The organism is Actinokineospora diospyrosa (assembly GCF_024171925.1).
Lineage (GTDB): Bacteria > Actinomycetota > Actinomycetes > Mycobacteriales > Pseudonocardiaceae > Actinokineospora > Actinokineospora diospyrosa.
Genome location: NZ_JAMTCO010000002.1, coordinates 151,041 through 177,564, shown reverse-complemented (window position 1 = coordinate 177,564; position 26,524 = coordinate 151,041). Strand labels below are relative to the sequence as shown.

Below are 26,524 nucleotides of genomic sequence, written 5' to 3'. Positions count from 1 at the left end.
TAAACAGCCAGCACAGCCAGCCAGCCCAACGCCAAGCAACTCAGGGTCAACGAAGCACCCTGAAGCCAACCAAGCACCACCAGCCTGCCCGTAGCCAACCAAACCCAGGAACACCACCAGGCAACCCGGCCCCAAGCAACCCGCAGCCAAGCACTACCAACCAGCCAGGGTCACCCAAGTCCACACCGGACAACGCAAAGGGGCCGCACCCGCCGGGTGCGGCCCCTCCACAAGCGACAGATCAGCCCTCGCCGAGGTAAGCGGCGCGTACCCGCTCGTCCGCGAGGAGGTCGTGACCCGGGCCCTCCAGCGTCGTCCGGCCGAGGTCCACGACGTAGCCGCGGTCGGACAGGGCAAGTGCCGCCAGGGCGTTCTGCTCGACCAGCAGGATCGTGGTGCCCTGCGCCTGCAGGTCCTTGATCGTGTCGAAGATCCGCTGCGTCATGATCGGGGAGAGGCCCATCGAGGGCTCGTCGAGCATGAGCAGGCGGGGGCGCGACATCATGGCGCGGCCGATGGCGAGCATCTGCTGCTCGCCGCCGGAGAACAGGCCCGCCTTCTGGGTCTTGCGCTGGCCCAGCACCGGGAACAGTTCGTACACCCGCTGCATGTCGGCCGCGACGCCGCTGTCCTTGCGGACGTAGGCGCCCAGTTGCAGGTTCTCCTCGACCGTCATCCGGCCGAAGAGCCTGCGGCCCTCGGGGCAGTGCGCGACACCGCGTTCGAGGATGGTGTGCGCGGCCAGGGCGTCGATCGGCTTGCCCTCGAGCAGGATCTGGCCCGACTTCGGCCGCAACAGGCCCGAGATCGTGCGCAGCGTGGTCGTCTTGCCCGCACCGTTGCTGCCGATGAGGCTGACGATCTGGCCCTCGCCGACGGAGAAGGACACGTCACGGACCGCCTCGATGGCGCCGTAGGCGACGCTGAGGTTGCGCACCTCTAGCAGTGCGGTCACCGGTTGCCTCCCTCGCTGCCGCCGTCCACGTCGCGGACCGGCTCCATCACCTGAGTCGCGTCGGGCCCACCGTGGCCGACTTCCTCGGCGTACCCGCGGACCTCGGCCTGGACCTCGTCCGGGGGCTTGCCCAGGTAGGCCTCGATGACCCGGGGGTCGCCGCGCACCACCTCCGGCGTGCCCTCGACCAGCAGCTGGCCCTGGACCAGCACCGAGACGTGGTCGCACAGCGAGAAGATGAACTTCGTGTCGTGCTCGATGACCACGACCGCGACGCCGGTCTCGCGGATCGCGAAGATCAGCTGCCGGGTCGCCTCGGTCTCCTGCGGGTTCATGCCCGCGGTCGGCTCGTCGAGCAGCAGCACCGACGGGTCGGTCGCCAGCGCCCTGGCGATCTCCAGCCTGCGCTGGTCGCCGTAGGGCAGGTTGCGGGCCAGCTCGTCGTGCACGCTGGCCAGGCCGACGAACTCCAGCAGCTCCAGCGACCGGTCCCGCGCGTCCTGCTCGCCCTTGCGGTAGGCCGGGCCGTGGAACAGCGAGGCGATCGGGCCCTGCTTCATCCGCGAGTGCCGACCGACCAGGACGTTCTCCAGCGAGGTCATGCTGGGGAACAGCCGGATGTTCTGGAACGTGCGTGCCACCCCGGCCACGGTCACCGCGGCCGGGTCCTTGGGCAGCACCCGCCCGCGCAGCTCCACGTTGCCCGTGGTGGGCGAGTAGAGGCCGGTGAGGCAGTTGAAGAACGTGGTCTTGCCCGCGCCGTTGGGCCCGATCAGCCCGAGGATCTGGCCCTCCTGCAACCGCAGGCTGACGTTGGACAGCGCGGTGAGGCCACCGAACACCATCGACACGCTGTTCGCCGCGAGCACCGGCGGCCTGCTGGCGGTCATCGGGTCACCGCCTTCGAGTCACCGGGGGTGTCGTCGTGCACGTTGAGCTCCTCGATGGGTACGCCCTCGGCGCCCTCGTTGGCCAGTTCGGCCCTGCGGTGCCGGTCCGGGACCAGCCCCTGCGGGCGGAACCGCATGATCAGCACCAGCGCCAGGCCGAAGAGCATGAGCCGGTAGTCGGCGAACTCGCGCAGCTTCTCCGGCAGCACCAGCAGCAGCGCGGCACCGAGCACGGCGCCGGGGATGGACCCCATGCCGCCGAGGATGACCGCCGCGAGCAGCGTCACCGACTCGATGAACTGGAAGCTGTCGTAAGCCACGGTGGAGGTCTTGTGCGCGAACACCGCGCCCGCGAGACCGGCCAGCATCGCGCCGATGAGGAAGGCGAGGATCTTCGCCTGCCCGGTCTTGATGCCCATGGCCCGCGCGGCGTCCTCGTCCTCGCGGATCGCGATCCACGCCCGGCCGATGCGCGCGTTCTTCAGGTTCGCGAACACGACCATGACCAGGGCGACGAGCACGATGATCAACACGTAGTAGAGGACGCCCGAGGGCAGCTCCACCGAACCGATCGTCAGCGGCTGGTCGAAGGGTTGACCGAACGCGCTCACCGGAGGCACGTTGGGGATGGCGTTAGCGCCACCGGTGAGCCCACCGATGTTGTTCTGCGCGGCCTTCTTGAAGATCTCACCGAAGGCGAGCGTGACGATGGCCAGGTAGTCGCCGCGCACGCGCAGCGTCGGGGACCCGACCACGGCACCGAAGATGCCCGCCACGACCGCGGCGATGAGCGCCGCGACCACGAACGGCAACTCGATGCCGACCGCGGCCGCCGCGGCACCGGAGAAGTTCGCCGCGACGAACGCGCCGATGCCCAGGAACGCCACGTACCCGAGGTCGAGCAGGCCGGCGAGGCCGACGACGATGTTGAGGCCGATGGCGGTCGCGGCGTACACGCCGATGTTGGCCGCCGTGGTCATCCAGTAGTCCGTGCCCGCCTCGGTGAACGGCAGCGCGAGCGCCACCACCAGCAGGACGATCACGCTGAACCACTTGTGCTTGTCCGACAGCGCCGAGATCCAGGTGGTGAGCCCGATCGCGTGCAGCGCGCCGAGCACACCGGCCAGGAACGCCAGCAGGGACAGGAAGATCGGGCCCGCGTACGGGTTGCCGACACCGCCCTGGCCGCCGGAGTTGAGCAGCATCGCGACCACGAGCAGCAGCACGACGAAGGAGACGACCAGCACCGCGTAGGCGACGAGCGTGGGGACCGCGCTCTTCCAGTGCGGGATCGGCTCCAGCACACCGCCCGCCTTCGCGGCGAAGACCAGCAGGACCGCGGCGATCAGGGTGGCGATGCCGCCGAAGGCGAACGACTCGCCGTCGGAGGTGATCGCGCCGAAGCCGCCGCCGTCGATGATCGGGAAGAGGATGTTCACCAGCGCGATGCCGATGGAGCCCCAGCCGAGCGCGCGCAGCACCCGGCGCCGGGGCAGCGGGAGGAAGACCACCGCGATGGCCAGGACGCCGATGATCAGCGTGTGCAGGCGGAACCCGCTCAACGCCCACGGGGAGTCGAAGAACTGCAGGGTCGCCTTGTCCGGGTAGGGGCCGTCGTTGAGGACGAAGGTCACCCAGGGGAGCAGAGCGCCGATGATGGCGACCACGCCACCAGCGATGCCGAGCGGGCGGTCGAGCGCGGGGCGCTCGGCCAGGTACGGGGTCGCGACCCGCCACAGCAGGCGCACCAGCAGCACGACGGCCGCGATGCCCGCGCCAACCAGCAGGATCTGGCCCAGCCAGACCCAGCCGTCCGGGTACTCGTTCCACTCTTTCACGCGCGCACCCTTTCCGGCTCACCGAACAGGCCCTGCGGCCGGAACACGAGCACCACGATCAGCAGGACGAAGATCCACACCAGGTCGTACTGCGTCCCACCGGGGAAGTACTGCCCGGACAGGGTCTTGATGAGGCCGATGGCGAAGCCGCCGATGACGGCGCCCTTGATGCTGCCGACACCGCCGAGCACGGCCGCGGTGAAGGCGAAGATGCCGTACAGGAAGCCGACCTCGGTGTCGACGTTGGTGATGTGGATGCCGTAGAGCACACCGGCGAGACCGGCCAGCGCGCCACCGATGGTGAAGGTGAGCACGATGGTGCGGTTGGGGTTGACCCCCATCAGGCGAGCGGTGTCCGGGTCCTGGGCGGTCGCGCGCATCGCGCGTCCCATCCGGGACCGGGAGATGTAGGTCTGCAGGACGATGGCGCCGATGATGGACACCACGATCATCAGGATGGCCGTCGAGCCGATGCTGACGGTGCCGTCGAAGAACTCGAACCGGTACTGCTGGTCGACGAAGGCACGGGGGAAGGGGACCGGGGCGGTCGCGCCGGGGTAGCCCAGGCGCACGACCTCCTTGAGGATGACCGAGACGCCGAGCGCCGTGATCAACGGCGCCAGGCGGGGTGCGTTGCGCAGGGGCCGGTAGGCGAAGCGCTCCATGACCACCGCGAGGACCACGGCGACCACGGCACCCCCGATGGCCATCAACGGCAGTGCCAGCCACCAGTCGCTGCGCCAGCTCGGCGGGAGGAAGTACCGATACGTGGCCAGCGACGCGAAGCCGCCGACCATGAAGACCTCGCCGTGCGCGAAGTTGATCAACTGGATGATGCCGTACACCATCGTGTAGCCCAGTGCGATGAGCGCGATCAAGCCACCCAGCACAAGGCCGTTAATGAGCTGCTGTAGCAGCGTGGCCACGTCTACCTCCAAGAGCGGCGGGGGCAGGCCAGAAGCGCCCGCCCCCGCCGCGTGCGGTTGGACAAGAAGTTACGGCTCAGCCGCCGAAGGTGCCGGTCTCGTCGGCAACCCACTTGCCGCCGGAGACCTTGTAGACGGTCAGCAGCTTGTTGGTGCTGTCGCCGTACTCGTCGAACTTGACCTCGCCGGTCGCACCCTCCGCGGAGTACGACTGGACGTTCTTGATCAGGTCAGCCCGCTTGGCGTCGCTCCAGTCGCCACCGGAGAGGGTCTTGGCGAGCGCGCCGATGATGGCGTTGGTGGCGTCGTAGGAGAAGGCGCCGTACGCGCTGAAGTCGTCCTTGTAAGCCTTGGCCTTGTAGGCCGAGACGAACGCCTTCGCGGTCTCGAGGGTGTCGGTGGGGGCGCCGACCGAGGTGGCCAGGTCACCCTCCTTGCCGCCCAGCTCGATGTACTTGCCGTCGTAGATGCCGTCGCCACCCATGACCGGGATGTCGAGGCCCGCGTCCTTGAGCTGCTTGGACAGCGGACCCGCCTGCGGGTACTCGCCGCCGTAGTAGACCGCGTCCGGCTTCGAGCCGCTGATGGTGCCGATGACACCGCTGAAGTCGGTGTCCTTCTCGCCGACCTTGGCGGTGGCGACGATCTTGGCGCCGTCCTTCTCGGCCTGCTTCTTGAACTCCGCCGCCAGGCCCTCACCGTAGGTCTTGCCGTCGGTGATGATGGCGATGGACTTCTTGCCCGCCTTGCCGACCAGGTACTTGGCCGCGAACGGGCCCTGCAGGTCGTCGGTGGCGCAGACGCGGAAGTAGGTCTCGAACTGCCGCTTGGGGGCGGTGCCGTACTCGGCGCCCCTGGTCAGCGACGGGTTGGTGTTGGCGGGCGACACCTGAACGATGTTCTTGCCCTTGAGGATCGGCTGCACGCTCTGCGCGACCGACGAGTTCAGCGTGCCGACCACGCCGACGACGTTCGCGTTGGAGGACAGGCGGGTCGCCGCCTGGGCGCCGACCTGGGCGGTCGCCTGGTCGTCCTCGGTCTGCACCTGGAGCTTGTAGCCGGGCACGACGCACTTCTCGTTGGCCTGGTCGGCCGCGAGCGACGCGGAGTTCTTGATCCCGAGGCCGAGCGCGGACAGACCACCGGACTGCGGCGCGATGACGCCGATGACCAGGGTGCCCTTGCTCTGGTCACAACTCTGGTTGTTGTTTCCCCCGCCCGAGCCTGACTCGGTCTTGTTCGTGCCACAGGCTGCGAGCAACAACGCGCCAGCGACCAGCACCGCGGCCTTCACCGTCTGGTTTCGCACGTGATGTCCCTTCTCCGCTTTCGTCCGGACAATGCGTGTAAGCATGCCGAACCTCGCCCTCATACCTGTTGGAGGGTTGCGCCGGAAAGTAGTGACCGAATGCGACGTAGTCACGCACCTGGGCTCCTCGTGACCAGACTGCAACGAAAGTCCACCACCGTGTCCGCAGTCCGGACATCCGGGCATGAACGGCGCGACACCGACCCGGTCTCAACTTCACAACAACGTGTCACAGACGGTCACCGGCGGGCCTAGGGTTCGGGGTGTGCGCCCGCGGAACCGGCTCCTGGCCTGGGGTTCCGCCGCGATCTTCATCGGTGCGGCCGTGCTCGTTCTGCGCGCTCCGCAACCGCCACCGGGGCCAGGACCTGCGCCGATCCCGCCACCGGAACGGGTGAGCCGGTTCGCCGCCGATGACGTAGTGCTCCCGGATCCCGGTGCGCCGCCGGACACTCCGCGTGATCTCAAGGTTCGACCGTCCCCCGGCCGGTTGGTCGTGTCCTGGGCGGGAGCGGCCCGGGCCACCGGGTACCAGGTGCGCTGGAGCGGAGCGGGCCACCCGGGCGGGATCCGGCTGGTGGCAACCCGTGACACGCAGCTCGACGGGCTCAGCGATGGACAGGAATACCGGATCGAGGTACGGGCGGTCGACGGGTTCGGCCAGCTTTCGGCGCCAGAAGTGGCAAAGGGGAATCCCGGACCGGGTGACACTTCCTGGCGGGGCGGGTTGAGCGGGCTGCTCGACGATTTCCCGGACGATTCCACGCTGCGCGCGGACACGGTCGGGTCACTGTGGCACCTGTCCGGTTACCGCGGGTGCGTTGACCTGGGCGCGCGGGCCACCGGCGAGGTAGGACTGCCGATCGATCTCGGCTGCGGGGCCGACGAAGCGGTGCTGCGGGCGCGGCGGCCTATAGTGCTCGACGAGTCCACACGGGACGGCGTGCTCGGCAGGGTCGCCGTGCTCGCGGACGCGGCGGGGCCGGGTGGGCGGCTCAAGGTGGACTTGGTACCGGGGCCCGCAGACCGGGTGGGATCGCTGGACGGGACCGGGACGCTGCCGCCAGGCACGGTGCGGGCGGTCGTGGACGACTCCGGCGCGTCGGTGGGTGAGCGAGGCGCGTTCGTCGCCACGCCTGGTCCGCGCGGTGCTGGGGCGCTGCACTTGTTCGAGGTACGGGTTACCAGGACCGAGGTGACGCTGTCGCAGGACGGCAGGGTCGTCGCGTCCTCGCCGGTGGTGCCGTCGTGGCGAACGGCGTGGGTGTTGGTGGGGGTTCGCGGGCCTGAGGGGCGACGCGCCCGGGTGCATATAGCGTCGGCGGGGTTCACGGGGGCTGCAACGCCGATACCGCAGGTAGTAGAGACGCCGGTCAACCTGGCTACGCGGCAGGTGTTGGACCCATCGACGTCGGCTCCCTCTGCAGGCATCTTGCGCCGCCCACTGGTGAATGCACTGTCGGCTCGGATGGTTGTCACGCTGGTTGTGTCGGCGGGGATGGACGTCAGCCGAGTTCAGATCCAGCTGGGCACTGCTCTATTGCCCGCGCCACCGGTAGTGCCAACTCCCCCGACAGCGCCGGGATCCGTCCTGACGGTGGCAGCGGAGATCCCGCAGGCGTTGTTGGGCGGCAACGGGTCTGACTCGCTAAGTCCTCTGGTGGTGCGCGCACCCGGGGCCGGACCTGGGGCGTTGGTGCAGGAGAGCTACTTGGAGCTGGTGCCAGGTCCTGTCGCGACCGTGCGTACGACAACGCAACCCGCCCGAACCGATCGACAACGCCCAACGGTGGACGCGTTGCCCGCAGCTCGCCTTGTCCTCGGCGACTCCGCCGGGCGCCCGTTGCCGTCACCGGTCGTCCCAGCTCAGGGGCGGCTGGTGTTGACGGTGGCGCTAAGCGGGGCGGCGGCGCAGTGGGACACGGGTGGGCTGGAGGGTGTGCAGGGGTTTCAGTTGTGGGTGGACGGCCGGATGACGGCGAGCCTGCCGACCGCGACGAACACGGGCGCCCCTGGCGGGCAGTACGCGATCCCGGTGGGGCTGACCGGTCGTGCGGTCGGTGAACACACCGTGGAGGTGCGGGTCATCGGGACGAGCGGAGCCCGGGGGTCGGTGCTCAGCCAGTTCACCGTCGCCTAGTGGCGCCTTACGTGATGTTGTCCACTACGGCCTCAGCGACGGCCTTCATGGTCGTCCGCCGGTCCATGGCGGTCCGCTGGATCCAGCGGAAGGCCTCGGGCTCGGAAAGGCCCTGCGCGGCCATCAGCAGCCCCTTGGCCCGCTCGATGACCTTGCGGGTCTCCAACCGCTCGGTCAGCCCCGCGACCTCGTTCTCCAGCGCCTGCAACTCGGCGAACCGGCTCACCGCCAACTCGATCGCGGGCACCAAGTCGTGCTTGGCGAACGGCTTCACCAGGTACGCCATCGCCCCCGCGTCCCGCGCCCGCTCCACCAACTCCCGCTGCGAGAACGCCGTCAACATCACCACCGGCGCGATCCGCTCCCCCGCGATCATGGTCGCCGCGTCGATCCCGTCCATCCGCGGCATCTTGACGTCGAGGATCACCAGGTCGGGCCGGAGCTCCCCAGCCAACCGAACGGCCTCCTCGCCGTCCCCGGCCTCCCCGGCGACCTCATAGCCCTCTTCCCGCAACATCTCGACGAGGTCGAGCCGGATCAGGGCCTCGTCCTCAGCCACCAGCACGCGACGCGGGGCGGGCTGGGCCTCGGCAGCCACATCGGTCACCGGGGTCCTCCTCAGGTAGGCAGAAGACGGAGCCCCCAGCGTACCGCCAGGTACACCGCCCACCCGCCCCCACCACGCGTGATCGCGCCAACACCCCCCAAACGCCCCGCACCACCCAACCCGTGGAACACCCCCCACCCCCCATCCCGTAGAGTCACCCCGCGACGCCCCCGTAGCCCAACCGGCAGAGGCAGCGGACTCAAAATCCGTCCAGTGTGCGTTCGAATCGCACCGGGGGCACTCCCATGACCACCCGAAACAGGCCCTGACCAGCACGATCGCTGGCAGGGCCTGTTTCATCGATGTTCGGCTGTGTCCGGTCAGATTCGGGGTTGTACGGCTGTTCTCCCCCTATTCACCCCCTCGGTCCAGTCCGAGTAGTGCCTGGTCGATGCGTTGGCGGGCCTGGTGTTCCAGGCCCGCAATGACGGAGGCGTAGATCTGGAGCAATACCCAGAGCGAGTGCCCGGCCCACTCCGCGATCTGCGCCGGCTGCACGCCCGCCGCGAGCCAGGTCGACACACACGCGTGCCGCAGGTCGTAGGGTCTGGCGGCCGTCGGTGAGGCGTACTCCTCTTCGGTGAGCGCGGCTTTCCTGGCGTTGTCCCAGACCCGTGCCGCGGTCGACTCCGCCACCGGTCCCCCGGTCAGGCTGCGAAACAGCCTCCCGTCGGCCCCGAACCCGAACTGCTCGACATGCTGGTTCAGGATCGCGGTCAGCGGAGGCGGAGACGGGACGACCCGTACCTGCTGTCGTGCGCGGTGCTTGAGTCCCCGCCTGTCTCGGCGTTCACCTGTGTCGGTCCATGCCGCGCCTGCGATCGGGGCGGTGTCGGACAGGTGGAGCTCGCCCCACCCGCTACCGGGCAACCCGCGTATCGACGTACGGCCCAGCATCGCCGCTTCCGCTGGCCTCAGTGCGGCGTAGAACATCGAGGCGAAGTAGCCCCGCAGCATCGGTCCCGCCGACCGCCGGGGCTGTCCGTCCACAACCTGTGCCCCTACCGCCGCGATCAAGCCGGCTCCCTGCCGAGGGTTGACCACGACTCGCTTGTCAATGGCAGTGACAGTCTTCGGAACCTTCCACTTGACCGCACTCAATCGGTTGACACCCAACACTTCCAACTCCAGGGCATACTCCAGAGCGTTGTGGAAGACGGCCCGCTTACGCAACACCGTCTTGGCACCAGCGTGCTCACCGTCCATCTTCACCGATATCGCGTCCAGAACGCGGCGAAGCAAGGCGACATCGTCCAAGGCGGACACCTCGACGGTATTGGACGCGAGCCACTTCAACGCCTCCGCGACCTCGGCAGGCATGTCCTGGTCTCTGCGACTGGAGTTGTAGGCCCACCCGACAAGGGCGCGCCGTATGACCTTGGGATCAGGTCGCCCGCGCTGGCCTGTGATCAAGGCAGGCATCGCAGTTGCGAGCGTGTCAGCAACCCCAGCCCGCGACTTGGCGGCGGATTGACCCCACTTCATGTCGGCGTACCGGATCGCGAAGTCGTACCAACTCAAGGCGGAAGCCTTGCGCGCCAGCGATGTCGGCAGGCCCGATTCAGTGTCAAACGCCTCTCCCTTCCGGGTGGCCGAGACCAGACTGGACCGGAAGCCATCGGCAAGAGTCCGCGTCGAGAAGGTTTCTTGAAACCGTTCCCCGTCGACAAGCCATGCGACGCGATAGGTATTCGACTTCTTACCTTGGCGAGCCTCGATTGCCCAGATCTTGACCTTGTAAGACTTGACCATCTACGCCGCCTCCTTGCCTTCGTCTTCGTCGAGCGAAGCCAGCCATTCCTCGTAGTCTGCAATCCGGATGCGGATCGCACCGTTGGGCAGCCGCTTCACCTTTGGCCCTCGGTTGGTCACACGCCATTCGTAGAATGTCGACCTGGCGATTCCCAGATCCTCAAGGACGTCGTCGATACTCAAGCTGCCTATAACGATCCTGTAGACGTTTCCTTTCTTCACGCGACATCACCTTCCAGCGGGAGAAGTTGCAGCAGCGTTCCGGCAGCGGGAGTGTTGGTGTTGAGAGTCGGGCAATAGCGCTGCCACGCGTCGCCGAAGTGGACACGCTTGTACCCCTTCGCCTGGGATCCATCGGAGAATCGGACGTTTCCCGAGCGAATGTCGTACTCGCGTAGGTAGTCGGCGAGCTTGGCCGGGGTCATGCCGACGGGTCCGTGCGCGGCCCAGGGCCCTTCAGGGTCACGCTTGAGCCGGTCTAGCAGGGACGTGGTGGAGACAGCCGCGTCGTCGCCGAACGCAGCGCGGCAGTCCGTCAACAGGCGGACACCCAGGGAGGTCTCCTGGTCCGCGTCATGCTCCGCGGTGAGAGCCAACACGGCTGCCCTGGCCCGGTCGGGCCAGTCCCCGCCGGCATGGTCAGCGATGATCACGAGTGGTTCCCAGGTGTCCGCCGCACGGTCCTCAACCGGCATGTCGGGAACGGCCAGTTCCAGCGCGTCCAGGCTCGTGCGCACCCATTTGTTGAGCTGCGTGGCCAACTCACGCAACGCAGGCCGGTCACGGCGGTGTCGAAATGGCGCCGTGGACTCATTCGGCAGGCGTCGCCGCATCCGGACGATGACCGCCCGATCCTCGATCGTCCCCGGCATGGCGCCGATGCCTGCGAGTGCCGCCATGGCGAAGGTGGGCAGCGACTCGACTTGTTTTGTCTCGGCGTTGTAGCGTTTGATGGGGCGGTTGCGCTGGTGTCCCGCGTTCAGCAGGCCCCGTAGGTCCTCGTGCTGACCGGCACGTGGGCCGAAGATGGTGTCCGCTTCGTCCACCAAGAGGGTGGGAGGGTCGTCGGTGACGGACCTGTAGATGGACGACGTGCTGGCGTTGACGGTGATGAACGGGTCGTGGCACATGGCCTCGATGAGGTCCAGGAGCCTGGATTTCCCGCATCGCTTCTCAGGGGCCCGGATCACCAGGCGCGGGGCGTGCGCCCACGCCGGTTGTGCGTGCGTGGCCGCGATCCACAAGGTGATCGCATAGCTGGCGTCCAGGGTCGGCAACACCACGTACCGTGCAAGCGCGCTGTTGACCGAGTCGAGCAACTCAGCGGCCGATTGGCCAGCCTCTACGGGTGCTGTTGAAGTCATGGCGGTGTCCTGTTCAGGCCGCTGCGGCTGCTGTTTTTGCGGGCCAGGCGTTGTGGGTGGCGGTGAGCAAGCGGTTGCGCCATTGCTGGGCGTAGGGGAGGCAGTTGGCGCAGTTCTTGGCGCCGTTGGGGTGGGTGGTGCCGCACAGGGTGAGTCGGTTTCCGGGGTGTTCGCGGGCGGCTTTGCGGGCGTCGTCGGACCAGGCCATGGAGTCGCCGGAGGTGATGAGGTCGGCGTGGCGGATGTAGGCCAGGGTTTTGAATCCGAAGCCGTGCAGGCGGGTCAGGCCGCGTGCGTGCAGGCGACGCAGTAGGTGTCCGGCGTCGTGGGTGCCTTGGCGGCGGCAGACGCTGCCCACGCCGATGAGGGGGAATCGGGTGGTGTCGGTGAGGTCGATGCGGTGCCGCGTCCAGTACAGGTCGGCGCAGCGTTCGTGTTCGCCGATGTCCCAGCCCTGCACGACGGGGATGATGTTCAGGTCCGGGGCCAGGTTGTTGAGGGTGACCCAGTTGTCGACGGTGCGTTCCTGGTGCGCGGTGACGGAGAGTCGGGTTCCGGCGTAGTGCTGGCCGTGGTGCCAGCCGCCGGAGAGGATCCACGGCTCGCACATCCAGTCCTGCGGGGCGGCCCAGCCCATGTGGCCGATTTCGTCGCGGTAGCGGTAGAGCCGGGCCACGTACTCGGCTGGGGACACGGTCCAGGTGCCGTGTTTCTTCAGCTCGGAGAACCCGCCGGAGTCGTAGCAGACCCGGGCGATGGCGCGGGGGAAGTTCTTGCGGTCGCGTAGCCGGGTGTCGGACACGAACGCGGGCACCCCGGCCACCTGCAGGTGCGCGGGCTGGTGCAGCCCTAACAGGAACTCCGGCAGCTGCCGGATCCCGGTGACGGCGGCGACCCCGAGACCGGATCGCCCGGCCCCACAGAACAAATCAGTCGTGGTGATCACGCGGCCTCCCTTGTGAAGTGGACAGTTCCGATCGGTCGGCGTGGGTCACGTCCCTGCCATGACCTGGGCGACCTAGTCGACAGGGCGACCGTTGCGGTACCGGCGGGTGCGGCCCATGACGATGCCGATCTGCTGCTCCACCCGTTCGCCGTCGCCGATGGTGTTGTGGACCTCTGCGGTGTCCCCGGAGCGGCGTGTCCGGTGGGGCGGCGCGGGGCGCTGGCTCTTGTCGGGCGTGCCGGGGGCCGGTGAGGGTCGGTGCTGCTGGGTGGCGTCGTCGATGAACTCGCCGTTGACGATGGTCACGTCGCCGTAGACCACGTCGTGTTGACTGCCGACCTGGACGTTCCCGGTGACGATGTTGGTGACGTGGACGGTGTCGCCGGGCCGGTCTCGGTCACCACCGACGCGGTATGTCGATGTCCTGGTGTACGACTGCCCGCCGGGTGTCTCGTGCGGTCGCGGTCGGGGCTTCTCCGGCTGTGGTGTCGGGTCGGGGCGGGTGTGGGGCTGGTCGGTCACGTCCCCGCCCTGGCCTGGGATGGCGATGGGACGGACAAGCCCGACTTGCACCAACGGGTGCGCGTTCCACTCGCGGGCGCGGTCTTCCAGCGTCATCGCGCCACTTCGGATCAGCGGGTCGCGTAGCCACTGCCGAACCTGGGGGTGGGCGTAGAACGCCGCACGCTCACGGTTGCGGTCGTCGTCGCGGTCGCGGTCGGGCGGGTCGGTCACGTCCCCGCCACTACCTGCCGCTTCCTCGTCCTGGCTTGCCGGTTCTTCGTGCTGGTGGTCCACGGCGATGTCCTTGACCTGTTGGTGGGCCGACTGGGCGGTGACCAGCCGGGCGCGGGCGTTGTCGATGGCCTCGACGTCACCGGCGGCGGTCGCGGCCTTGAGCGCGGCACGGGCGCGGGAGACGGCTTTGCGGGTGGTCTGGGTGGCGCGGCCGTTGCTGTGGCTTCCGGAGCAGCGCGGCCCGCCAGCTCGACACATGTCACGTCCCCTTTGTGGTCTGGGGGTTTCGGATGGCGTAGGTGGTGACGGTGTCCCAGTCGGACACGACGAACCACCCCTGCCCCAAGCACTCTGCGAGCGCGGTGGGCAGATGCGCGGGCTGGTACGGCCCCAACAGGAACTCCGGCAGCTGCCGGGCGGCGGCGGTCATGCCGCCGCACCGCCGCCCCACAATGCGGACTGCGCCTGCCCGGTGGTGGGTAGCGTGCGGGGGCGGGTGGTGCCTGCTCGTAGGCCGTTGGTGATGGTGCGTCGGACTTCGCGGTCGGTGCACGTGCACTTCCCGGTGATCATGTGGGCGGCGGCGGTGTGCAGCGCGTTCTCGGCTTGAGCCAGGGGGAGGGCTCCCGCGCCGACCAGGCCCCCGAGTACCACGGCGGCGGCGAACAGGGTTTTGCCGTGGTTGCCGGGTTGGGCGGCGGTGACGTGGTCGCACTCGCCCCGGACGGCGGCGTCCACATAGGCGGGCAGCCGGGTAGACCCCGGTGTGGGGGCCGCGGTGGCCGGGACCGGCGGCGGGGGTGGGGTGAGTCGGGTGGTGAGCCAGTTCGGCAGGGGCGCGACCGTGGTGTCCTCGATCAGCCGGTAGATCCCGGCGGGGGTTGTCGAGCCGGGGCCGACGACGTAGCCGCCGTGGGCGCGGGTGTCGACCTTCCAGCCCAACCCGGTGCCGGTGGTGCCCTCGGTGTTGCGCAGCTCGATCCCGGCCGGGGCGGCGAAGTAGAGGTGAGTGCCACCCGAGGGGGTCCGCACGGTCAGGGTGTCCCACGGCACCGGGTGCCCCAGGTCGGTGCACACGGCCGCGAACACGTCGGCCCCATCGGTGATCCCCGCCTGGTTCCAGCCGTCCGGGGCCGTCTCGCCCGCCGCTTTCGGGACGTCGAGGTCGACCACCACCAGGCCGCTGGGGCCGGTGGCGACACCGATGTTGAACGGCCTGATCGACCAGGCGGCGCAGATCCGGTCGGGGTCGGTGGTGGCCCGCTGCTCCCATCCCCGGTGCCCATCCCGGCAAGGGCCGGTGCGGGGGCAGCCGCGGTGACCGTGCAGCGCGGGGATCTTGCTGCCCGCGCGCAGCGGGAACACATGCCACCCCCGCGCGGCCGCGTCCAGGGCGGCGGTGAGCAGGCTGTCGGCATGACCGTTCATCGCCCACCGACCCCGGTGGTCAGGTGCACGGCGGCGAATCCCTCGGTGTGGACGGTGGCGATCCCGTCCATGAGGTTGCTGAACTGGCGTGTCACGGTATCGGCGGGCACCGGCCGGGCACGGCTGTCCTGACGGGCCAGGCACACCCGCAGTGGCGTCAACACCGCCACCAACACGACCGGGACCTGGTGCCGGGTGGCGATGTCGAGGACAGCGGCCCGTTCGGTGGGGGTGCTGTGGGTACCGTCCACCACCATCGACAACCGCCCCGACAGACACGCCGCGTCCAGGATCGTATGGACGGCCCCGACAGCACCGGGGGTGGCCGACTGCTCGTGCGGGTCGCCGGTCAGCAGCTGCCGCCAACGATCGTAGGACTCGATCACCGTCTCAGGGACCGCGGTGCGGGCGATGCCCCGGGCCAGGGTGGACTTACCCGCCCCGCTGGCCCCGGCCATGAGCACGACACAGTGATCAGGCAGGTCGATGTGCATGGTGGTACCCCTCCGTATGTCGTCCACGGCAACCTCCAAGAGCGGGAAAGGGGGGCCCGTGCGGGCGGGCGAGGTACCCGCCCGCACGGAGATGAGCCAGACTTCGCCTAGTGGCGGGTGTAGCCGCGTGGCGGACTCAGGCGGGGGTGGTGAAGCTGCCGACCATGTCGACCTTGGACTTGCAGGTGGGGCAGTCGGTCGTGGCGTCGGCGAAGCCACGACTGCCCGAAGGGACATTGATGATCAGGTTGTGGGAGACCAAGTGGTTGTTGCCGCAGCGGCCCTCCACTCGGACGGTGATGCGCACGGCCTTGTTGCCGGCCTGATTGCTGGTGCTCATGGGATCTCCTGTGATTGGCGGGGTGATCACTGGTGGTAGTCCCAGGCGACGATGTGGCAGGGCTCGCCACCGACGGTCACGGCGGCTTCGTGGTGCCTGTCGCGCAGTGCCTTGCGGTTGGACTCCGGCGCGAGGTGCAGTTTGCGGGCGGCGGACAGTCGCTTGAGGTGGCTGTCCTGTGCGGCGCGGGAAGTGCCTCGGCCGTCGAGGATGCGGCGCAGATCGACCATGCCGACCCAGTCACCCTGTTTGCGGGCGAGGCTCTCGATCGCATCCTTGATGGCCTTTTCCCATCGGGTGTCTACTGACATGCGCTTCTCCTGTCGGTGTTGCGGGTGTGGGATGAACTCTCGAGAATCGACTACTCTCCGTGAGAGTCGATGGGCGCGTGAGGACGCGAGGGAGGCTGTGCAGGTGCGTCCAGTCCTGTATTTGTCAGGTTTTCGCAGGTCCGTGCGTTGCCTGTCGACTGCCTCCCCGAGGGGCGGTCGCGCAGCTCAGACGAGGGAGGCGGGCTGGGGAGGGCGTTAGGGAGAACTCCCTGCCTCCCTAGTCGTCTCCCTGGTCGTCGGGGTCGATGTCGCCGATTTCGTCACGTTCGGTGACGGCTTCGTCGATGCGTGCGGCGCTGATTTGCATGTGTCCGGCGGTCTTGTAGGGCTTGGCCGTCTCGGGGAGTGCGTTGGTGAGGTCGGCGAAGGTCCAGGTGCGGTAGCGCGGGTCATGGACGGTGAGGGCTGCCAGGACTTCCTGGGTGCGCATCCGCCGGTGTCCGTTGAGGACGGTGGCGACGTCGGTGAGCAGGTCCAGCGGGGCTGCCGGTTCGGTGGTGCCGTCGGTGGTGGTGAGGCCATCGCGCAGTGCCCGGGCGCGGTCGGCGAGGGCGGCACTGTCCTTGCCGTCGATGAAGTGGGTTCGCACGATGATCGAGGACTGTCCCTGTGGGACGGTGAAGCCGGGGCCGGTGGCCACGACGGTGCCCTTGTCCAGTCCGGCGCGCAGGTGGTGCGGTGCCGCGCCGCTGTCGATGGCCTTGTCTCCCAGGGCCATGCGGCCTTGTTCCTCGGTGCCCAGGGCCAGGGAGATGCGCAGGTGGGCGCCTTCACGGACCAGTTTGGGCAGGTTCCGGTCGGTTGGGTCCTGGGTGCCTTGCCAGAGCCCGATGTTGACCGCGCGGCCCTGGTTCTGGATCTTGCGGGTGGCCATGAAGTAGCGGCTGGTGGCCTTGGACCCGCCGTAGGGGCGCTTGTCGTCGCCGATGGCCGGGCACATGAACGCCACCTGGGCTTCGTCCACGAGCAGCACGAGCGGGTGGAAACCGCTGCCGGGGCGGTAGGCCATGTCCCGGGTGATGCCGTCGGTGGCACCCGATGCCTCCAAGGCTGCGATGCGGCGGTCCATCTCCGCCACTGCGGCTTCGAGCATCTCGGTGGCGGCGATGACGTGGTCGTCGGTGGGGCCCTGGATGAGGGTGGTGGCGATGCCGTCGAACATGCGCCAGTCACCGACGCCCTTGAGGTCGGCCACGCGGAACTCGACGTGCTTGCACTGCGCCAACCACAGTGCCAGAGCACGCAGGGCGGCGGTTTTGCCCTGATTGGACAGTCCGGTGATCAGCAGGTGCATCTGGAACAGCGACACCGAGGCCGCGTCGCCGCGCAGGTCCTGGCCCCAGGGGGCGCGGCCGGTGTAGTAGTCGGCGGTCAGGCTCTCGTCGATCACCAGCGGGGACGGCCCGATCGGTTCGTCGAGGGCACCGGAATCGGCGATCCACAGCCGCACGGTGCGGGCCGCGGTGGGGATGGTGATGAACACCTCGTGCTGGTGGCGGTCGAGGTTCTCGGCCAGCTTGCGGTGTCGGCCCTGCACTTCGTTGGTGGACACGCCTTTGGGGAGCAGGACGTCGACCTCGACACCGCACCCGGCGAGGGTGATCGGGCCCAGCATGGCCGCCCCGGCGTCGGGCATCGCTGTGATGGCCTTGCGCAGCGGGCCGATCCCGAGGTCGCGCAGCGCAGTGACCACGACCGAAGGGGTGATCATCTCTCCGTCGCGGGTGCGGCGCCGCTCGGGAGGACGGACCCACTGGGGTGGCTCCGCGCGGCGGGAACCTTCGCGGTAGGCGCCGTAGAGCACCGCCACCGGGGCGCCGAGCAGCACCGGGGTCCACGCGACGGCGATCAGCCAGAACAGGAACCCGACGAAGTCCAGCACGCCGGCGATGACCCCGGCGAAGGTGCCCGCACCCGAGAGCTGTGCCATGCCCGCGATGACGAGGACGAACACGACCACGCCGAGGGCGCCGCCGAGCACGACCTTGAGCAGCCCGACCGCGAGCTTCGGCAGGTTCATCAGACGCGCGTGGCGCCGCTCGACGGCCTCTTCACGGGCCTGGACCCAGTTGCGTACCAAGTCCTGGTCGCCGAGGGCTTCCGCCGCTCGGATCTGGCGGCGGTACACCCCGTGGGTGCCCGCGTCCCAGGCGCGAACCGCCCACGACCTGCCGCCCTGCAACGTCACCACGCTCACTCGGATCACCGCCAGGACTCGGGGGGAGCGCCGCGCCGTGCCCAGCGCGGCCAGGGTGCGTGCGGGCAGCAGTCGCACCGTGCCCGCGTGTCGAGCGCCTGCCGGGAGACGGCGGGTGACCGCGTCCGACTCGGCGGGGGTGAGCAGTTCGGCGGCGATCTCGGCGCGTTCGACCGCCGTGCCCGGCGGCGGGGTGACGTCCGGGGAGGAGACCGGTTCAGGGCGCAGCGGGATCACCCTGCCCCCCGGCTCATCGTGGGTGCCGTGGGTGTCTTCGCGTGGGGTGCTCATGCCGCGTCCCTGATGGTGTCGACGCTGCTCAACCCGCTTTCGGGGTTCGAGGCGTCACGCTCGGCGCGCAGGGCGGCGGCGACCTTGGTGGAGACGCTGCGCGAGCAGCCGGTGGTCGCTCGAACCCATGCGGGGGTCAGGTGCGTGTCCGCCGTGAGGGCGGCCCGGGCCTGGTCGGTGAAGTCCGACAGCAGGCGCCTACGACCGGTCTCCACCGGGGCCTGGCGTCGGGGGCTGCGCGCCTGCGAACGAGGGGCGGACACGATAGTGGGAGGCTGCTCCACTCCCCCGCCGGTTCCAGCCTCGGGTGCTGTGAGGGCCGCCTGCGAGACGTCCACCGGCGACGGGGCGGAGACATCCGCCGGGCCGCTCACGGTCTCTGGGGCGTGAGGGGAGGCTGGAACCACGGGGGGCGTGGACTGGCTGGGCAGCGGGGACCGCGCCGCGAGCAGCACCGCCTCGGTCAGCCGGTCACGCAGGTACGGTCCCGCCTCGGCGGCCGCCAGCACCAGAACCGGGGGCACCGAGTGCAGCACGATCCCCGCCGCGTGCAGCTGCGCCCAGGACGACCACGTGTTCATCGTGTAGGTGCCGGCGAACGCGAACACCTTGGTGCGCCACGCCCACGGTCCGGTGACCGGGACCTGCCACCGGGCGGTGATCTGCTCGGCACGCAGCACCGCGATCAACACCAGCGACACCATCGGGTCCAACAGCCACGCCGCGCACCACGCCAGCGAGAACAGCGCGGCACCGGCGGCGGCGAACACCTGCACATTGACCATCGTGAACGCCAACCCGAGCCCGATCCCCAGCCACATCAACACGTCAACCTGGGCCCGGACTTTCTCCACTCGCAACGCGACCACATCCGGGTGCGTGGTCAACGCCCGAACCTGCGCCGCCTCAGCAGCCTGCGTGGCAAGTCGGTCTACAACGGACCCACTGGATTCGGAGTCGCGCATGGGGGTTCCACTCCCTTGGTTGGTGGTTGGGAACCCTGGTCCGGCGTGCAGTCTTGCCGGAGTGAACGCCGGACCAGGGGACTTTCGCTACTGGTAGTTGGTGGCAATGAAGGCGGCCTCACCGGGCCTGCCGTGGCGGCGTAGCCAAGCGATCAGGGCGTCGACGGCGCGAGAGCTGTCCTTGCCCTTGGCCGTTAGACGGTTGACCTTGGCCACATGCGCTTCCAGTGACACGGGCGCCCTACCGATGATCTCGATGCTCTGGTACCCAGCCCACATCCGCACTTTGAGCGTGAATCTGCCCGGCATCCGAGATCTCTGTCCGTTCTGGGTTGGCGGTCGGGAGCCCTGGTCCGGCGGGCAGTCTTTGCCGGAGTGACCGCCGGACCAGGGCAGGACTGTGGCTACTGGTACTCGGGCCTGAACATGTCGGCCACGTCGTGCGCACCAGCACGGCGGAGCGCGGCGACGAACTTCCGGACTGCGCCGGAGGGGTCTTTGCCCTTGGCCTTCAGGCGGTCGTATTCGTCCCCGGCCGCTCGCAGTGCCGCAGGCACGTTGTCGCTGAGGGTGACGTGCACGTTCCCGTTGTCGTTCCTGCCGGTGATCGAGTACTTGGCCATCACTTTCCCTTCGTCATTGCGAGCATTGGCCCGCGGTGTGAGTGCCGGGCAGCCGCTCACAGCGGCATTCGCACAGGTCGTCGTAGTCGTCGTCGGTGGTGATCGGTGGCGTCATCGCCTGCCTCGCGAGGTGCGCGGCGGCCCAGCCAGGGCCCGGACCTTGTCGCCGGGCACCCGGCCGTGGGCGAGGATCTCCATAGCGACGGCCTTGATGTGGCGCCACTCCCCCGCGACCTGGCCCTGCGCGGCCCGAGTCGCTTGGGGCATCGAGAGCGTGGCGTTCTTCCTGTGCAGGTAGTCGCGGGCGTCGGCGACGTCGCCCCGCCCGGTGCGGGCTGTGGCGATCCTGGCGGCGCCGAGGCTCATGCCGAGTGCCTCGGTGGCCCACAGTGCGCTGCCCTCGGGACCGGCGAGCGCGCTGATCGCCCACTCATCCGGGCCCAGCAGGGATCTCCCCGCCCGCTCGGTGCGGCCGCGGTACGACCCGCCGAGCGACCGCCTGACCCAGACGGAGCGGACCTGGTCGCCCGCGCGCACCATGATCACCGCGTGTGCGGCCTCGTGGTGCGCCAGCACCGCCCTGATCTGCTCATCGGTCAGGTCAAGCATCCTCACCACCCACCCTGCACGGAGGGCTTGCGCGGTATCGCTAGCATTGATGTCTCCACTGGTCCTTGGTGACTGGTGGTTGGGAACCCTGGCCAGGCGGGCAGTCTTTGCCGGAGTGACCGCCTGGCCAGGGGAAATCAGGTACGGATGCCGAGTCGGCGCATGGCGTCAGCCACGATCCGGCTGTGGTCGAACGCCAGCGAGGAAGCGGTGACCTTGCTCAGCGGCTCCCATCGGGCCGCCTTGGCGTCGTCCGCCGCGACCGGGGCCGGCATGGTGTTCAACTTCGCCGCGTACGCATGGGTCTCGTAGCGGCCACGTGGGTCACGCCCGGGCGCGTTGTACACGCCGACCCGCACCGCGGTGCGAGGCAGGATGATCCCGGTCTCCTCCTTCAGCTCTCGTTCTGCCGCGATTCGCGTGTCCTCCCCCGGCTCGATGTGGCCGCCGGGCAGGGCCCAGAGACCCGCGAACGGCTTCCAACGCCGCTGGATCAGCAGGAGGTTCCATTCGCCGCCCTTCTGGGCGAACACGACCGCGTCGGCGGTCAGCTTGACGTCGTCGCTCTTGCTCGCCATTGTTTGTTGCTCCTCTGGTTGGAGTGGTGGTTGGGAACCCTGGCCAGGCGGGCAGTCTTTGCCGGAGTGACCGCCTGACCAGGGGGAATCAGTCGCCGTCGCGCTGCAACACCCACGCCGCGCACGCGGGCCTGCCGCAGCTACCGCCCGCCCGCCGGTGCTTCTTCCGGCGGCACTGCCGACCCCCGGGCTGGGCCTCGCACTGGGAATCCTCGCGCCGCTGCTCACGCTCCACCTGCGCCGTCGGAGTCAACGCGCGGGCCGCGCTCTTCAAGAGACTCATCGGTTCACCTTCCGTGTGATGTGATCGGTCTGTTGTGCCAGGGCTGCGGCCGGAAACGCCGAGGCTGGGCCTGGTCAGGCCGCCATCGGCTCCGGAGTGGACTGTTCAGCGAGCCAGCAGTCGGTGCACTGGCGGGTTTCGAGCGGCACGACATAACCCGCGTCGCGCCCACAGGTCCGGCAGATGCGCTTGGCGAGGTTGGCCTTGGCGATCGCGGTGTGTTGGGCCGGTGTCGCCGGACGGTGCGGCGCTGATTTGCTGATCAGGAACAGCTCGGCGAACACCTTCTTGCCCGCCCGACGGCAGTAGAAGTACAGATAGGCCACCGGTTCCTGGCCGTTGGGACGCAACCCCATCGCCCGCAGCTGCCGGCGCGTGGCCACCAGGTCCCGGGGCGCGATCCCCCATGACACCAACGGCAAACCCAGATGCGTACCCCGGGTGAACGCCGTGGCATCCGACCACGGCACCGAGGCCAACACCCACGGATACTGGCGGCCGCCCATCACAACCCCGCCGTCAACAACGCCGCCACGAACAACCACGCCTGATGCCACGACTGATCCAGCGCATACGCCCCAGTGCCGAGACACGGGTTGTCGTCGCACCCCACACGAGGCGTGCCCATCCCCGCGAACCGAGCCCGGCCGGTGACCCGAATCAACCACGCCAGCGTGAACCGACGGTCGGCCCAGTAGTGCGTCACCGCACTCACCAACTGACCCAACACAAACCCGAGCACCGACACCGGCAACCCCAGCCGCCACCACAACAGCGCCACCGTCACCGCGGTGACACCGGTGTACGACGCCACATGCGCCAGACACGCCACCCGACCCCGACGATCCCGACGACCCTTGTTCGCCGCCTGATAATCGGTCTGCACCCAGTGATCACCGACGTGATGCGCCACCAACAAACCCGGCAACACCACCGCGAACGTCACCGCCGCCGCGCTCACCGGTGCACCACCTTCGCCAGACGCATCCTGCGGCGCTGAGCAGGTGACGTCCCGCCCCACACGCCCTCGGACTGCCCCGTGGCCAGCGCGTACGCCAGGCAAGCTGCCTGCACGTCACAGCGCTGACACACCCGCCGCGCAGCCCCGTCGGGATTCGCGCGCTCCGGGTGAAACGCGTCCGGATCCGTCTCGGCACACAGCGCATCAGCCATCCACCCCGAGTCGGCCGCGCTCACGACGCAGCCCGCCCCGAGAACCAAGGCCGATCCGCGGCAGCTGCCGCAGCTGCCTCCACCGCCACGTGAGCCTCGATCTCCACCCACGAACCGACGTCAACGCCCGCCTTGAACACCAATCCGGCAACCACTGCCAACGCCCTCAACTCGACGTCATCCAAGTGGCTCCACACCCGCACGGGCGCCAAGAACCCGTCCCTGCGCAACATCGCCCTGGCCGACACCTCGACAAACTGTTCAGCGACCCGCATCGCGACCGGAGAGCCCAATAGACGCGCCCACTCGGCAACGTCCGCCAACGAGTCCCCTACCTGCAGAAGCACCTCAGCCCTGTCTACCGCCATCGACGACTGCACGATCACACCGACCAGAGGCGGCGCGTTCACATGCTCATCGAGCAACGCAGACACAGCGGCGACACCAGCAACCATGGACCTGTAACTCACGCCGCCACCCCCGACCCGCCACGCGGGCAGCTCGGGGCATGACCACCAGGGCACTGACAGAACGGGCACCGCGTGGTCCTAGACACTCGCGCCAACACCCGCTGCTGCTGACGACGCTGCCGCCGCAGTGCGGCTTCCCGATCCACATACAGCGGCGGCACATACCGAGTCGGCACCACATGCCTGTCCACCTCCTCCACCAACGCATCCACGACCGCCTCAGAGAGGCCGTCGGGGAAGTGAGCCGAGTGATCCACTTCACACCTCTTCCCTGTTTTGCACGCTGCGTCAGCTCGACCAGCTGAAGCTAACAGTTGTTAGCTCTTCAGGTCAACTGTTAGGTCCAACTTTGCGCAAAACAGGCCTCTACCTGCGGTGATGCATCCATCAAGCCTGTTAGGCAACTGGTAGGATGTCTGAGCAGACCGACCCGGCGGACAAGCATCGGAGTCTCATGGCAGACGACCAGCCCCGACTCTCGCGCTCGGAGTCACTCCACCAGCAGGTGGCGCGCAATATTCAGAACGACATTGAGGCTGGCAGACTTCGCCACGACGAGACCTTGAAAACTACTCGGGAATTGGCGAAACAGTGGGGGGTAAGCGTCTTTACAATCAACGAGGCGATGAAAATACTAATCGCGAACGGCCTAGTTGAAAGTCGCCCCCGATCTGGACGCAAAGTAGTGGCGCCACAGCAAGAGCAGCACTCCATATTGCGCATGCCAAATCCGAATGTTCTGATGATCGGCGGCTATGCCGGAAGTGGAAAAACCGAGCTTGGTCGCATCCTCGCACGACGTATCGGATGGCCAATACTAGACAAGGACACTCTAACACGCCCCGTTGTCGAGGCAGCACTACAAGTTATGGGATGCTCCCCCAACGATCGAGAGTCGAAGAGCTATCTTACACAAATTCGACCGCGCGAATACGAGGCGCTTCGAAGTGCCGTAACCGAGAACGTCCAGTGTGGAAACTCGGCTATCGTGACAGCGCCATTCATACGCGAACTTAAAGACGATGCCTGGGTAAACCGGATGCGCACGCTATACGATTCACTAGGTGCAAAGGTCACAGTTGTGTGGGTGTACTGCGACATTGACACAATGCATACATACATTAGACATCGCAGCGCAGCGCGGGACGCGTCGAAACTTGACAACTGGCCAGAATATGCCGCCTCTATTGATGTAGACTTCCGGCCGAATATTGCCCACTTCTTGGTCGACAACAGCGCATCGGGAAATCCTCTACGGGAGCAAGCCAGCACACTGGTCTCGTACGTCCTAGGTGAGGCAAAGTGACTGAGAAGCTACGCGTGCTGGTGAGCTCCGAGGAGGACGACCAAGTCGGAAGTGAGATGCTGGTCGCCATAGCTGGGGTCGAAGTGATCCGGTACGACCCAGGTTCGTCGGACCTGACGCCCGAGCAGCGCACAGCCAGTGTCTTGATACCTCCATATCGAGGCAGTCATCGCCCGATAAGACTGCTACCCAAACTACCCTTACTTCAACTCGTGCAGCTATTGACCGCCGGAACGGACGAATGGGCGCCTCATGTCAGCGCAGGAATTGAGGTAAGCAATGCTGGCGACGCGCATGCAGGCCCGGTCTCAGAGTGGATCTTGTCCGCCATCCTGACACAGCTTCGCCAATGGCCATCGCTTGTACGATTTCAAGACCAGCAGGTTTGGGCACACCGCAAGTTCAGTGCTGACACTCTCGCCGAGAATCGAGTCCTTCTGGTTGGAGCAGGAAACATCGGTAGAGCGACAGCAACTAAACTTGCCGCGTTCGGTGCGCACACAACGCTCGTGGGCAGGTCCGCCAGACAAGGTGTACATGGCACGAGTGAACTTACGAGCCTAATTCCCGGACATCGTGTAGTGGTAATCACGACGCCGCTTACTGAAGCAACCCTAGGACTTGTTGACAGCAAGTTCCTCGCTAGGATGGACGACGGCGCGCTGCTCGTTAACGCAAGCAGAGGGCAGGTAGTCGAGACCAGCGCACTCCTAGCAGAGTTGCAACAGGGCCGCCTAACTGCCGCACTTGACGTTACCGACCCTGAGCCCCTGCCACCTGAACATCCACTGTGGAAGGCGTCTGGTGTCATAATTAGCCCACATTCCGCCCGGACCGTACCTGGCACCAATAGTTTGTGCTACGCAGTCGCCACCAGTCGAGTTAGGCAATTCCTATCGAAGAATCTGGAGACGGGATAAAGCGGGCTGGCATTATAAGAGATCGCGTGTCACCGTAGATGGCGTGAAGACCTGCCCAACCTGCCACGGATCGGGGCTTGATGACCCACCAGAGGACGAGAGCGATGACGACGGCAGCCCGCGCGGTGCCTGTGGGCGGTGCGGGGGGATCGGGGAGGTTCCGGGATGAGTCAGCCTGACGCCAGTCCACCAGCCGCCGCTGGTTCGGCCTGTCGTGTCTGTCGAGACACTGGGGTGATGACATGGACACAGCCCACACAGCTACCTGGAGGGCAGTGGGAAACGCGCGAAGTTAGCCACCCGTGCACATGTGAGGCTGCCCGGGCTGCGGGGATATGGCGCCACCCAGCTGCCGAGCGCGGGCACGTATTCGACAACGTCGAGGGAAGCCAGTTACCGGAAGGGCAACCGGCGACCACAGGTGGCGTGCCGCCTTGGCTGCAAGGTCCTTGAACGAAGGGCGCGAGCTGATTCCTAGTCTTCACGCTCGATGAGCCTGGTCAGCAGGCTTGTGATCTGCTCTTGGCCTGCCGATAAGGCGTCGAGTTTGCCGCGCAGCGCGGCCATACTGTCGTCTGCGTTGGAATGAAGGTCGTGCAGATCTTCGCGCATGGCGTTGAAGCTGCTGGTGGTGGCTTGGCGAAGGTCGCGGATGTCGGTTCGGATCTCGGAGACGTCGCGGTCGGCGCCGCCTGCAAGCACTCTCGCAGCTGCCGCGTCTCGCTCGCTGGCACGGACGCGCTCATCTAGGGCCCTGAGGCGGTCCTCCAGGGCTGCGACACGCGATTCCAGGTCCTCCGCCACGCGTCGACGGTACCGCAACGGGCGGCAGGTTCCTGGGGCGCGGGCAGCCCCCCGGCTCCAGCCCTGTCTAGGCACCCCGAGCACGGCAGACAGCACCCCATCCGACACCGGCTGGAACCACCAGGGGACCCACTAGCCGTCCCAAGCCCCGCGGCTGCAGGGATGACGTCGCGGCGGTTTCCGCCGTGAGGTTGGTGGCGGGACAGCCCCGCGTATGCGGGGATGACCACCCCGAGACCCTGTTGC

General features: G+C 67.8%; 31 protein-coding genes and 1 tRNA gene. 4 read left to right on the top strand and 28 right to left on the bottom strand.

Translation table 11 applies throughout. From position 1 onward, the window contains the following. Positions 1-241: 241 nt before the first annotated feature. The 5 genes from LV75_RS03355 to LV75_RS03335 form a co-directional block, all read right to left on the bottom strand. A complete protein-coding gene (locus LV75_RS03355; RefSeq protein WP_253885130.1) occupies positions 242-955 on the bottom strand; it encodes an ABC transporter ATP-binding protein in 714 nt (237 codons plus the stop codon). Next, positions 952-1,845: an ABC transporter ATP-binding protein gene (locus tag LV75_RS03350; RefSeq protein WP_253885129.1), complete on the bottom strand. Its 894-nt coding sequence runs from the start codon at positions 1,843-1,845 to the stop codon at positions 952-954. The genes LV75_RS03355 and LV75_RS03350 overlap by 4 nt, the downstream gene beginning before the upstream one ends. After that, positions 1,842-3,683, bottom strand: a complete 1,842-nt coding sequence (locus LV75_RS35380; RefSeq protein ID WP_253885128.1) for a branched-chain amino acid ABC transporter permease — start codon at positions 3,681-3,683, stop codon at positions 1,842-1,844. Before LV75_RS35380 ends, LV75_RS03350 begins: the two co-directional genes overlap by 4 nt. Then, on the bottom strand, positions 3,680-4,609 hold the full coding sequence (locus LV75_RS03340) for a branched-chain amino acid ABC transporter permease (RefSeq protein WP_253885127.1): 930 nt from the start codon (positions 4,607-4,609) through the stop codon (positions 3,680-3,682). The genes LV75_RS35380 and LV75_RS03340 overlap by 4 nt, the downstream gene beginning before the upstream one ends. A 76-nt stretch (positions 4,610-4,685) precedes the next feature. Continuing rightward, on the bottom strand, positions 4,686-5,918 hold the full coding sequence (locus LV75_RS03335; RefSeq protein WP_253885126.1) for a branched-chain amino acid ABC transporter substrate-binding protein: 1,233 nt from the start codon (positions 5,916-5,918) through the stop codon (positions 4,686-4,688). Between the two features lie 265 nt (positions 5,919-6,183). Here LV75_RS03335 and LV75_RS03330 point away from each other — a divergent pair, with 265 nt between their 5' ends. Next, complete coding sequence (locus LV75_RS03330) at positions 6,184-8,058, top strand: fibronectin type III domain-containing protein (RefSeq protein WP_253885125.1); 1,875 nt, start codon at positions 6,184-6,186, stop codon at positions 8,056-8,058. Positions 8,059-8,065: 7 nt separating this feature from the next. On the opposite strand, the gene LV75_RS03325 is transcribed toward LV75_RS03330, so the two are convergent. Continuing rightward, positions 8,066-8,665, bottom strand: a complete 600-nt coding sequence (locus LV75_RS03325) for an ANTAR domain-containing response regulator (RefSeq protein WP_253885124.1) — start codon at positions 8,663-8,665, stop codon at positions 8,066-8,068. Between the two features lie 166 nt (positions 8,666-8,831). Between LV75_RS03325 and LV75_RS03320 the strand changes: the two genes are divergently transcribed. Then, a tRNA-Leu gene (locus LV75_RS03320) sits at positions 8,832-8,905 on the top strand. 111 nt (positions 8,906-9,016) lie between these two features. Here the strand turns inward: LV75_RS03320 and LV75_RS03315 are convergent. The 21 genes from LV75_RS03315 to LV75_RS03215 all read right to left on the bottom strand — a co-directional run bounded on the left by LV75_RS03315 (position 9,017) and on the right by LV75_RS03215 (position 23,248). After that, entirely contained in the window at positions 9,017-10,417 is a 1,401-nt protein-coding gene (locus LV75_RS03315; RefSeq protein ID WP_253885123.1) for a site-specific integrase, read from the bottom strand. Next, positions 10,418-10,639: a helix-turn-helix transcriptional regulator gene (locus LV75_RS03310; RefSeq protein ID WP_253885122.1), complete on the bottom strand. Its 222-nt coding sequence runs from the start codon at positions 10,637-10,639 to the stop codon at positions 10,418-10,420. Further along, positions 10,636-11,781 (bottom strand): DUF3631 domain-containing protein, encoded by a 1,146-nt coding sequence (locus LV75_RS03305; RefSeq protein ID WP_253885121.1) that lies wholly within the window; start codon positions 11,779-11,781, stop codon positions 10,636-10,638. The genes LV75_RS03310 and LV75_RS03305 overlap by 4 nt, the downstream gene beginning before the upstream one ends. A 13-nt stretch (positions 11,782-11,794) precedes the next feature. Next, a complete protein-coding gene (locus LV75_RS03300) occupies positions 11,795-12,727 on the bottom strand; it encodes a deazapurine DNA modification protein DpdA family protein (RefSeq protein ID WP_253885120.1) in 933 nt (310 codons plus the stop codon). A gap of 72 nt (positions 12,728-12,799) precedes the next feature. Further along, positions 12,800-13,723, bottom strand: coding sequence for a hypothetical protein (locus LV75_RS03295; protein ID WP_253885119.1), 924 nt, complete (start codon positions 13,721-13,723; stop codon positions 12,800-12,802). Position 13,724: 1 nt separating this feature from the next. After that, positions 13,725-13,895: a hypothetical protein gene (locus LV75_RS03290; RefSeq protein WP_253885118.1), complete on the bottom strand. Its 171-nt coding sequence runs from the start codon at positions 13,893-13,895 to the stop codon at positions 13,725-13,727. Beyond that, the gene (locus tag LV75_RS03285) at positions 13,892-14,893 is read right to left on the bottom strand and encodes a bifunctional DNA primase/polymerase (protein ID WP_253885117.1); all 1,002 of its coding nucleotides are present in this window, start codon (positions 14,891-14,893) and stop codon (positions 13,892-13,894) included. The genes LV75_RS03290 and LV75_RS03285 overlap by 4 nt, the downstream gene beginning before the upstream one ends. Beyond that, on the bottom strand, positions 14,890-15,414 hold the full coding sequence (locus LV75_RS03280; protein WP_253885116.1) for an AAA family ATPase: 525 nt from the start codon (positions 15,412-15,414) through the stop codon (positions 14,890-14,892). Before LV75_RS03280 ends, LV75_RS03285 begins: the two co-directional genes overlap by 4 nt. A gap of 109 nt (positions 15,415-15,523) precedes the next feature. Next, positions 15,524-15,727, bottom strand: a complete 204-nt coding sequence (locus LV75_RS03275) for a hypothetical protein (RefSeq protein WP_253885115.1) — start codon at positions 15,725-15,727, stop codon at positions 15,524-15,526. Between the two features lie 26 nt (positions 15,728-15,753). Then, positions 15,754-16,038 (bottom strand): hypothetical protein, encoded by a 285-nt coding sequence (locus LV75_RS03270; protein WP_253885114.1) that lies wholly within the window; start codon positions 16,036-16,038, stop codon positions 15,754-15,756. A 238-nt stretch (positions 16,039-16,276) separates the two neighbouring features. Then, entirely contained in the window at positions 16,277-18,547 is a 2,271-nt protein-coding gene (locus tag LV75_RS03265) for an FtsK/SpoIIIE domain-containing protein (protein WP_253885113.1), read from the bottom strand. After that, positions 18,544-19,512: a hypothetical protein gene (locus LV75_RS03260; RefSeq protein WP_253885112.1), complete on the bottom strand. Its 969-nt coding sequence runs from the start codon at positions 19,510-19,512 to the stop codon at positions 18,544-18,546. Before LV75_RS03260 ends, LV75_RS03265 begins: the two co-directional genes overlap by 4 nt. 87 nt (positions 19,513-19,599) lie before the next feature. Then, on the bottom strand, positions 19,600-19,821 hold the full coding sequence (locus LV75_RS03255; protein ID WP_253885111.1) for a hypothetical protein: 222 nt from the start codon (positions 19,819-19,821) through the stop codon (positions 19,600-19,602). A 95-nt stretch (positions 19,822-19,916) separates the two neighbouring features. Further along, positions 19,917-20,135 carry a hypothetical protein gene (locus LV75_RS03250; protein WP_253885110.1) on the bottom strand — a complete coding sequence of 73 codons (219 nt, stop codon included), beginning with the start codon at positions 20,133-20,135 and terminating at the stop codon, positions 19,917-19,919. Positions 20,136-20,246: 111 nt separating this feature from the next. After that, positions 20,247-20,750, bottom strand: coding sequence for a zinc metalloprotease (locus LV75_RS03245; protein WP_253885109.1), 504 nt, complete (start codon positions 20,748-20,750; stop codon positions 20,247-20,249). A 131-nt stretch (positions 20,751-20,881) separates the two neighbouring features. Then, positions 20,882-21,322 carry an NUDIX domain-containing protein gene (locus LV75_RS03240; protein WP_253885108.1) on the bottom strand — a complete coding sequence of 147 codons (441 nt, stop codon included), beginning with the start codon at positions 21,320-21,322 and terminating at the stop codon, positions 20,882-20,884. Between the two features lie 88 nt (positions 21,323-21,410). Continuing rightward, positions 21,411-21,605, bottom strand: a complete 195-nt coding sequence (locus LV75_RS03235; protein ID WP_253885107.1) for a hypothetical protein — start codon at positions 21,603-21,605, stop codon at positions 21,411-21,413. A gap of 74 nt (positions 21,606-21,679) precedes the next feature. After that, a complete protein-coding gene (locus tag LV75_RS03230; RefSeq protein ID WP_253885106.1) occupies positions 21,680-22,087 on the bottom strand; it encodes an RRQRL motif-containing zinc-binding protein in 408 nt (135 codons plus the stop codon). Between the two features lie 23 nt (positions 22,088-22,110). After that, entirely contained in the window at positions 22,111-22,626 is a 516-nt protein-coding gene (locus LV75_RS03225; RefSeq protein ID WP_253885105.1) for a DUF3307 domain-containing protein, read from the bottom strand. Continuing rightward, complete coding sequence (locus LV75_RS03220; RefSeq protein ID WP_253885453.1) at positions 22,563-22,778, bottom strand: WhiB family transcriptional regulator; 216 nt, start codon at positions 22,776-22,778, stop codon at positions 22,563-22,565. Before LV75_RS03220 ends, LV75_RS03225 begins: the two co-directional genes overlap by 64 nt. A gap of 20 nt (positions 22,779-22,798) precedes the next feature. Continuing rightward, positions 22,799-23,248: a hypothetical protein gene (locus LV75_RS03215; protein ID WP_253885104.1), complete on the bottom strand. Its 450-nt coding sequence runs from the start codon at positions 23,246-23,248 to the stop codon at positions 22,799-22,801. A gap of 412 nt (positions 23,249-23,660) precedes the next feature. Between LV75_RS03215 and LV75_RS03210 the strand changes: the two genes are divergently transcribed. Then, positions 23,661-24,554: an AAA family ATPase gene (locus LV75_RS03210; protein ID WP_253885103.1), complete on the top strand. Its 894-nt coding sequence runs from the start codon at positions 23,661-23,663 to the stop codon at positions 24,552-24,554. Between the two features lie 56 nt (positions 24,555-24,610). Next, the gene (locus tag LV75_RS03205; protein ID WP_253885452.1) at positions 24,611-25,474 is read left to right on the top strand and encodes an NAD(P)-dependent oxidoreductase; all 864 of its coding nucleotides are present in this window, start codon (positions 24,611-24,613) and stop codon (positions 25,472-25,474) included. Between the two features lie 474 nt (positions 25,475-25,948). On the opposite strand, the gene LV75_RS03200 is transcribed toward LV75_RS03205, so the two are convergent. Further along, positions 25,949-26,278 carry a permease gene (locus tag LV75_RS03200; protein ID WP_253885102.1) on the bottom strand — a complete coding sequence of 110 codons (330 nt, stop codon included), beginning with the start codon at positions 26,276-26,278 and terminating at the stop codon, positions 25,949-25,951. Between the last annotated feature and the right edge of the window lie 246 nt (positions 26,279-26,524).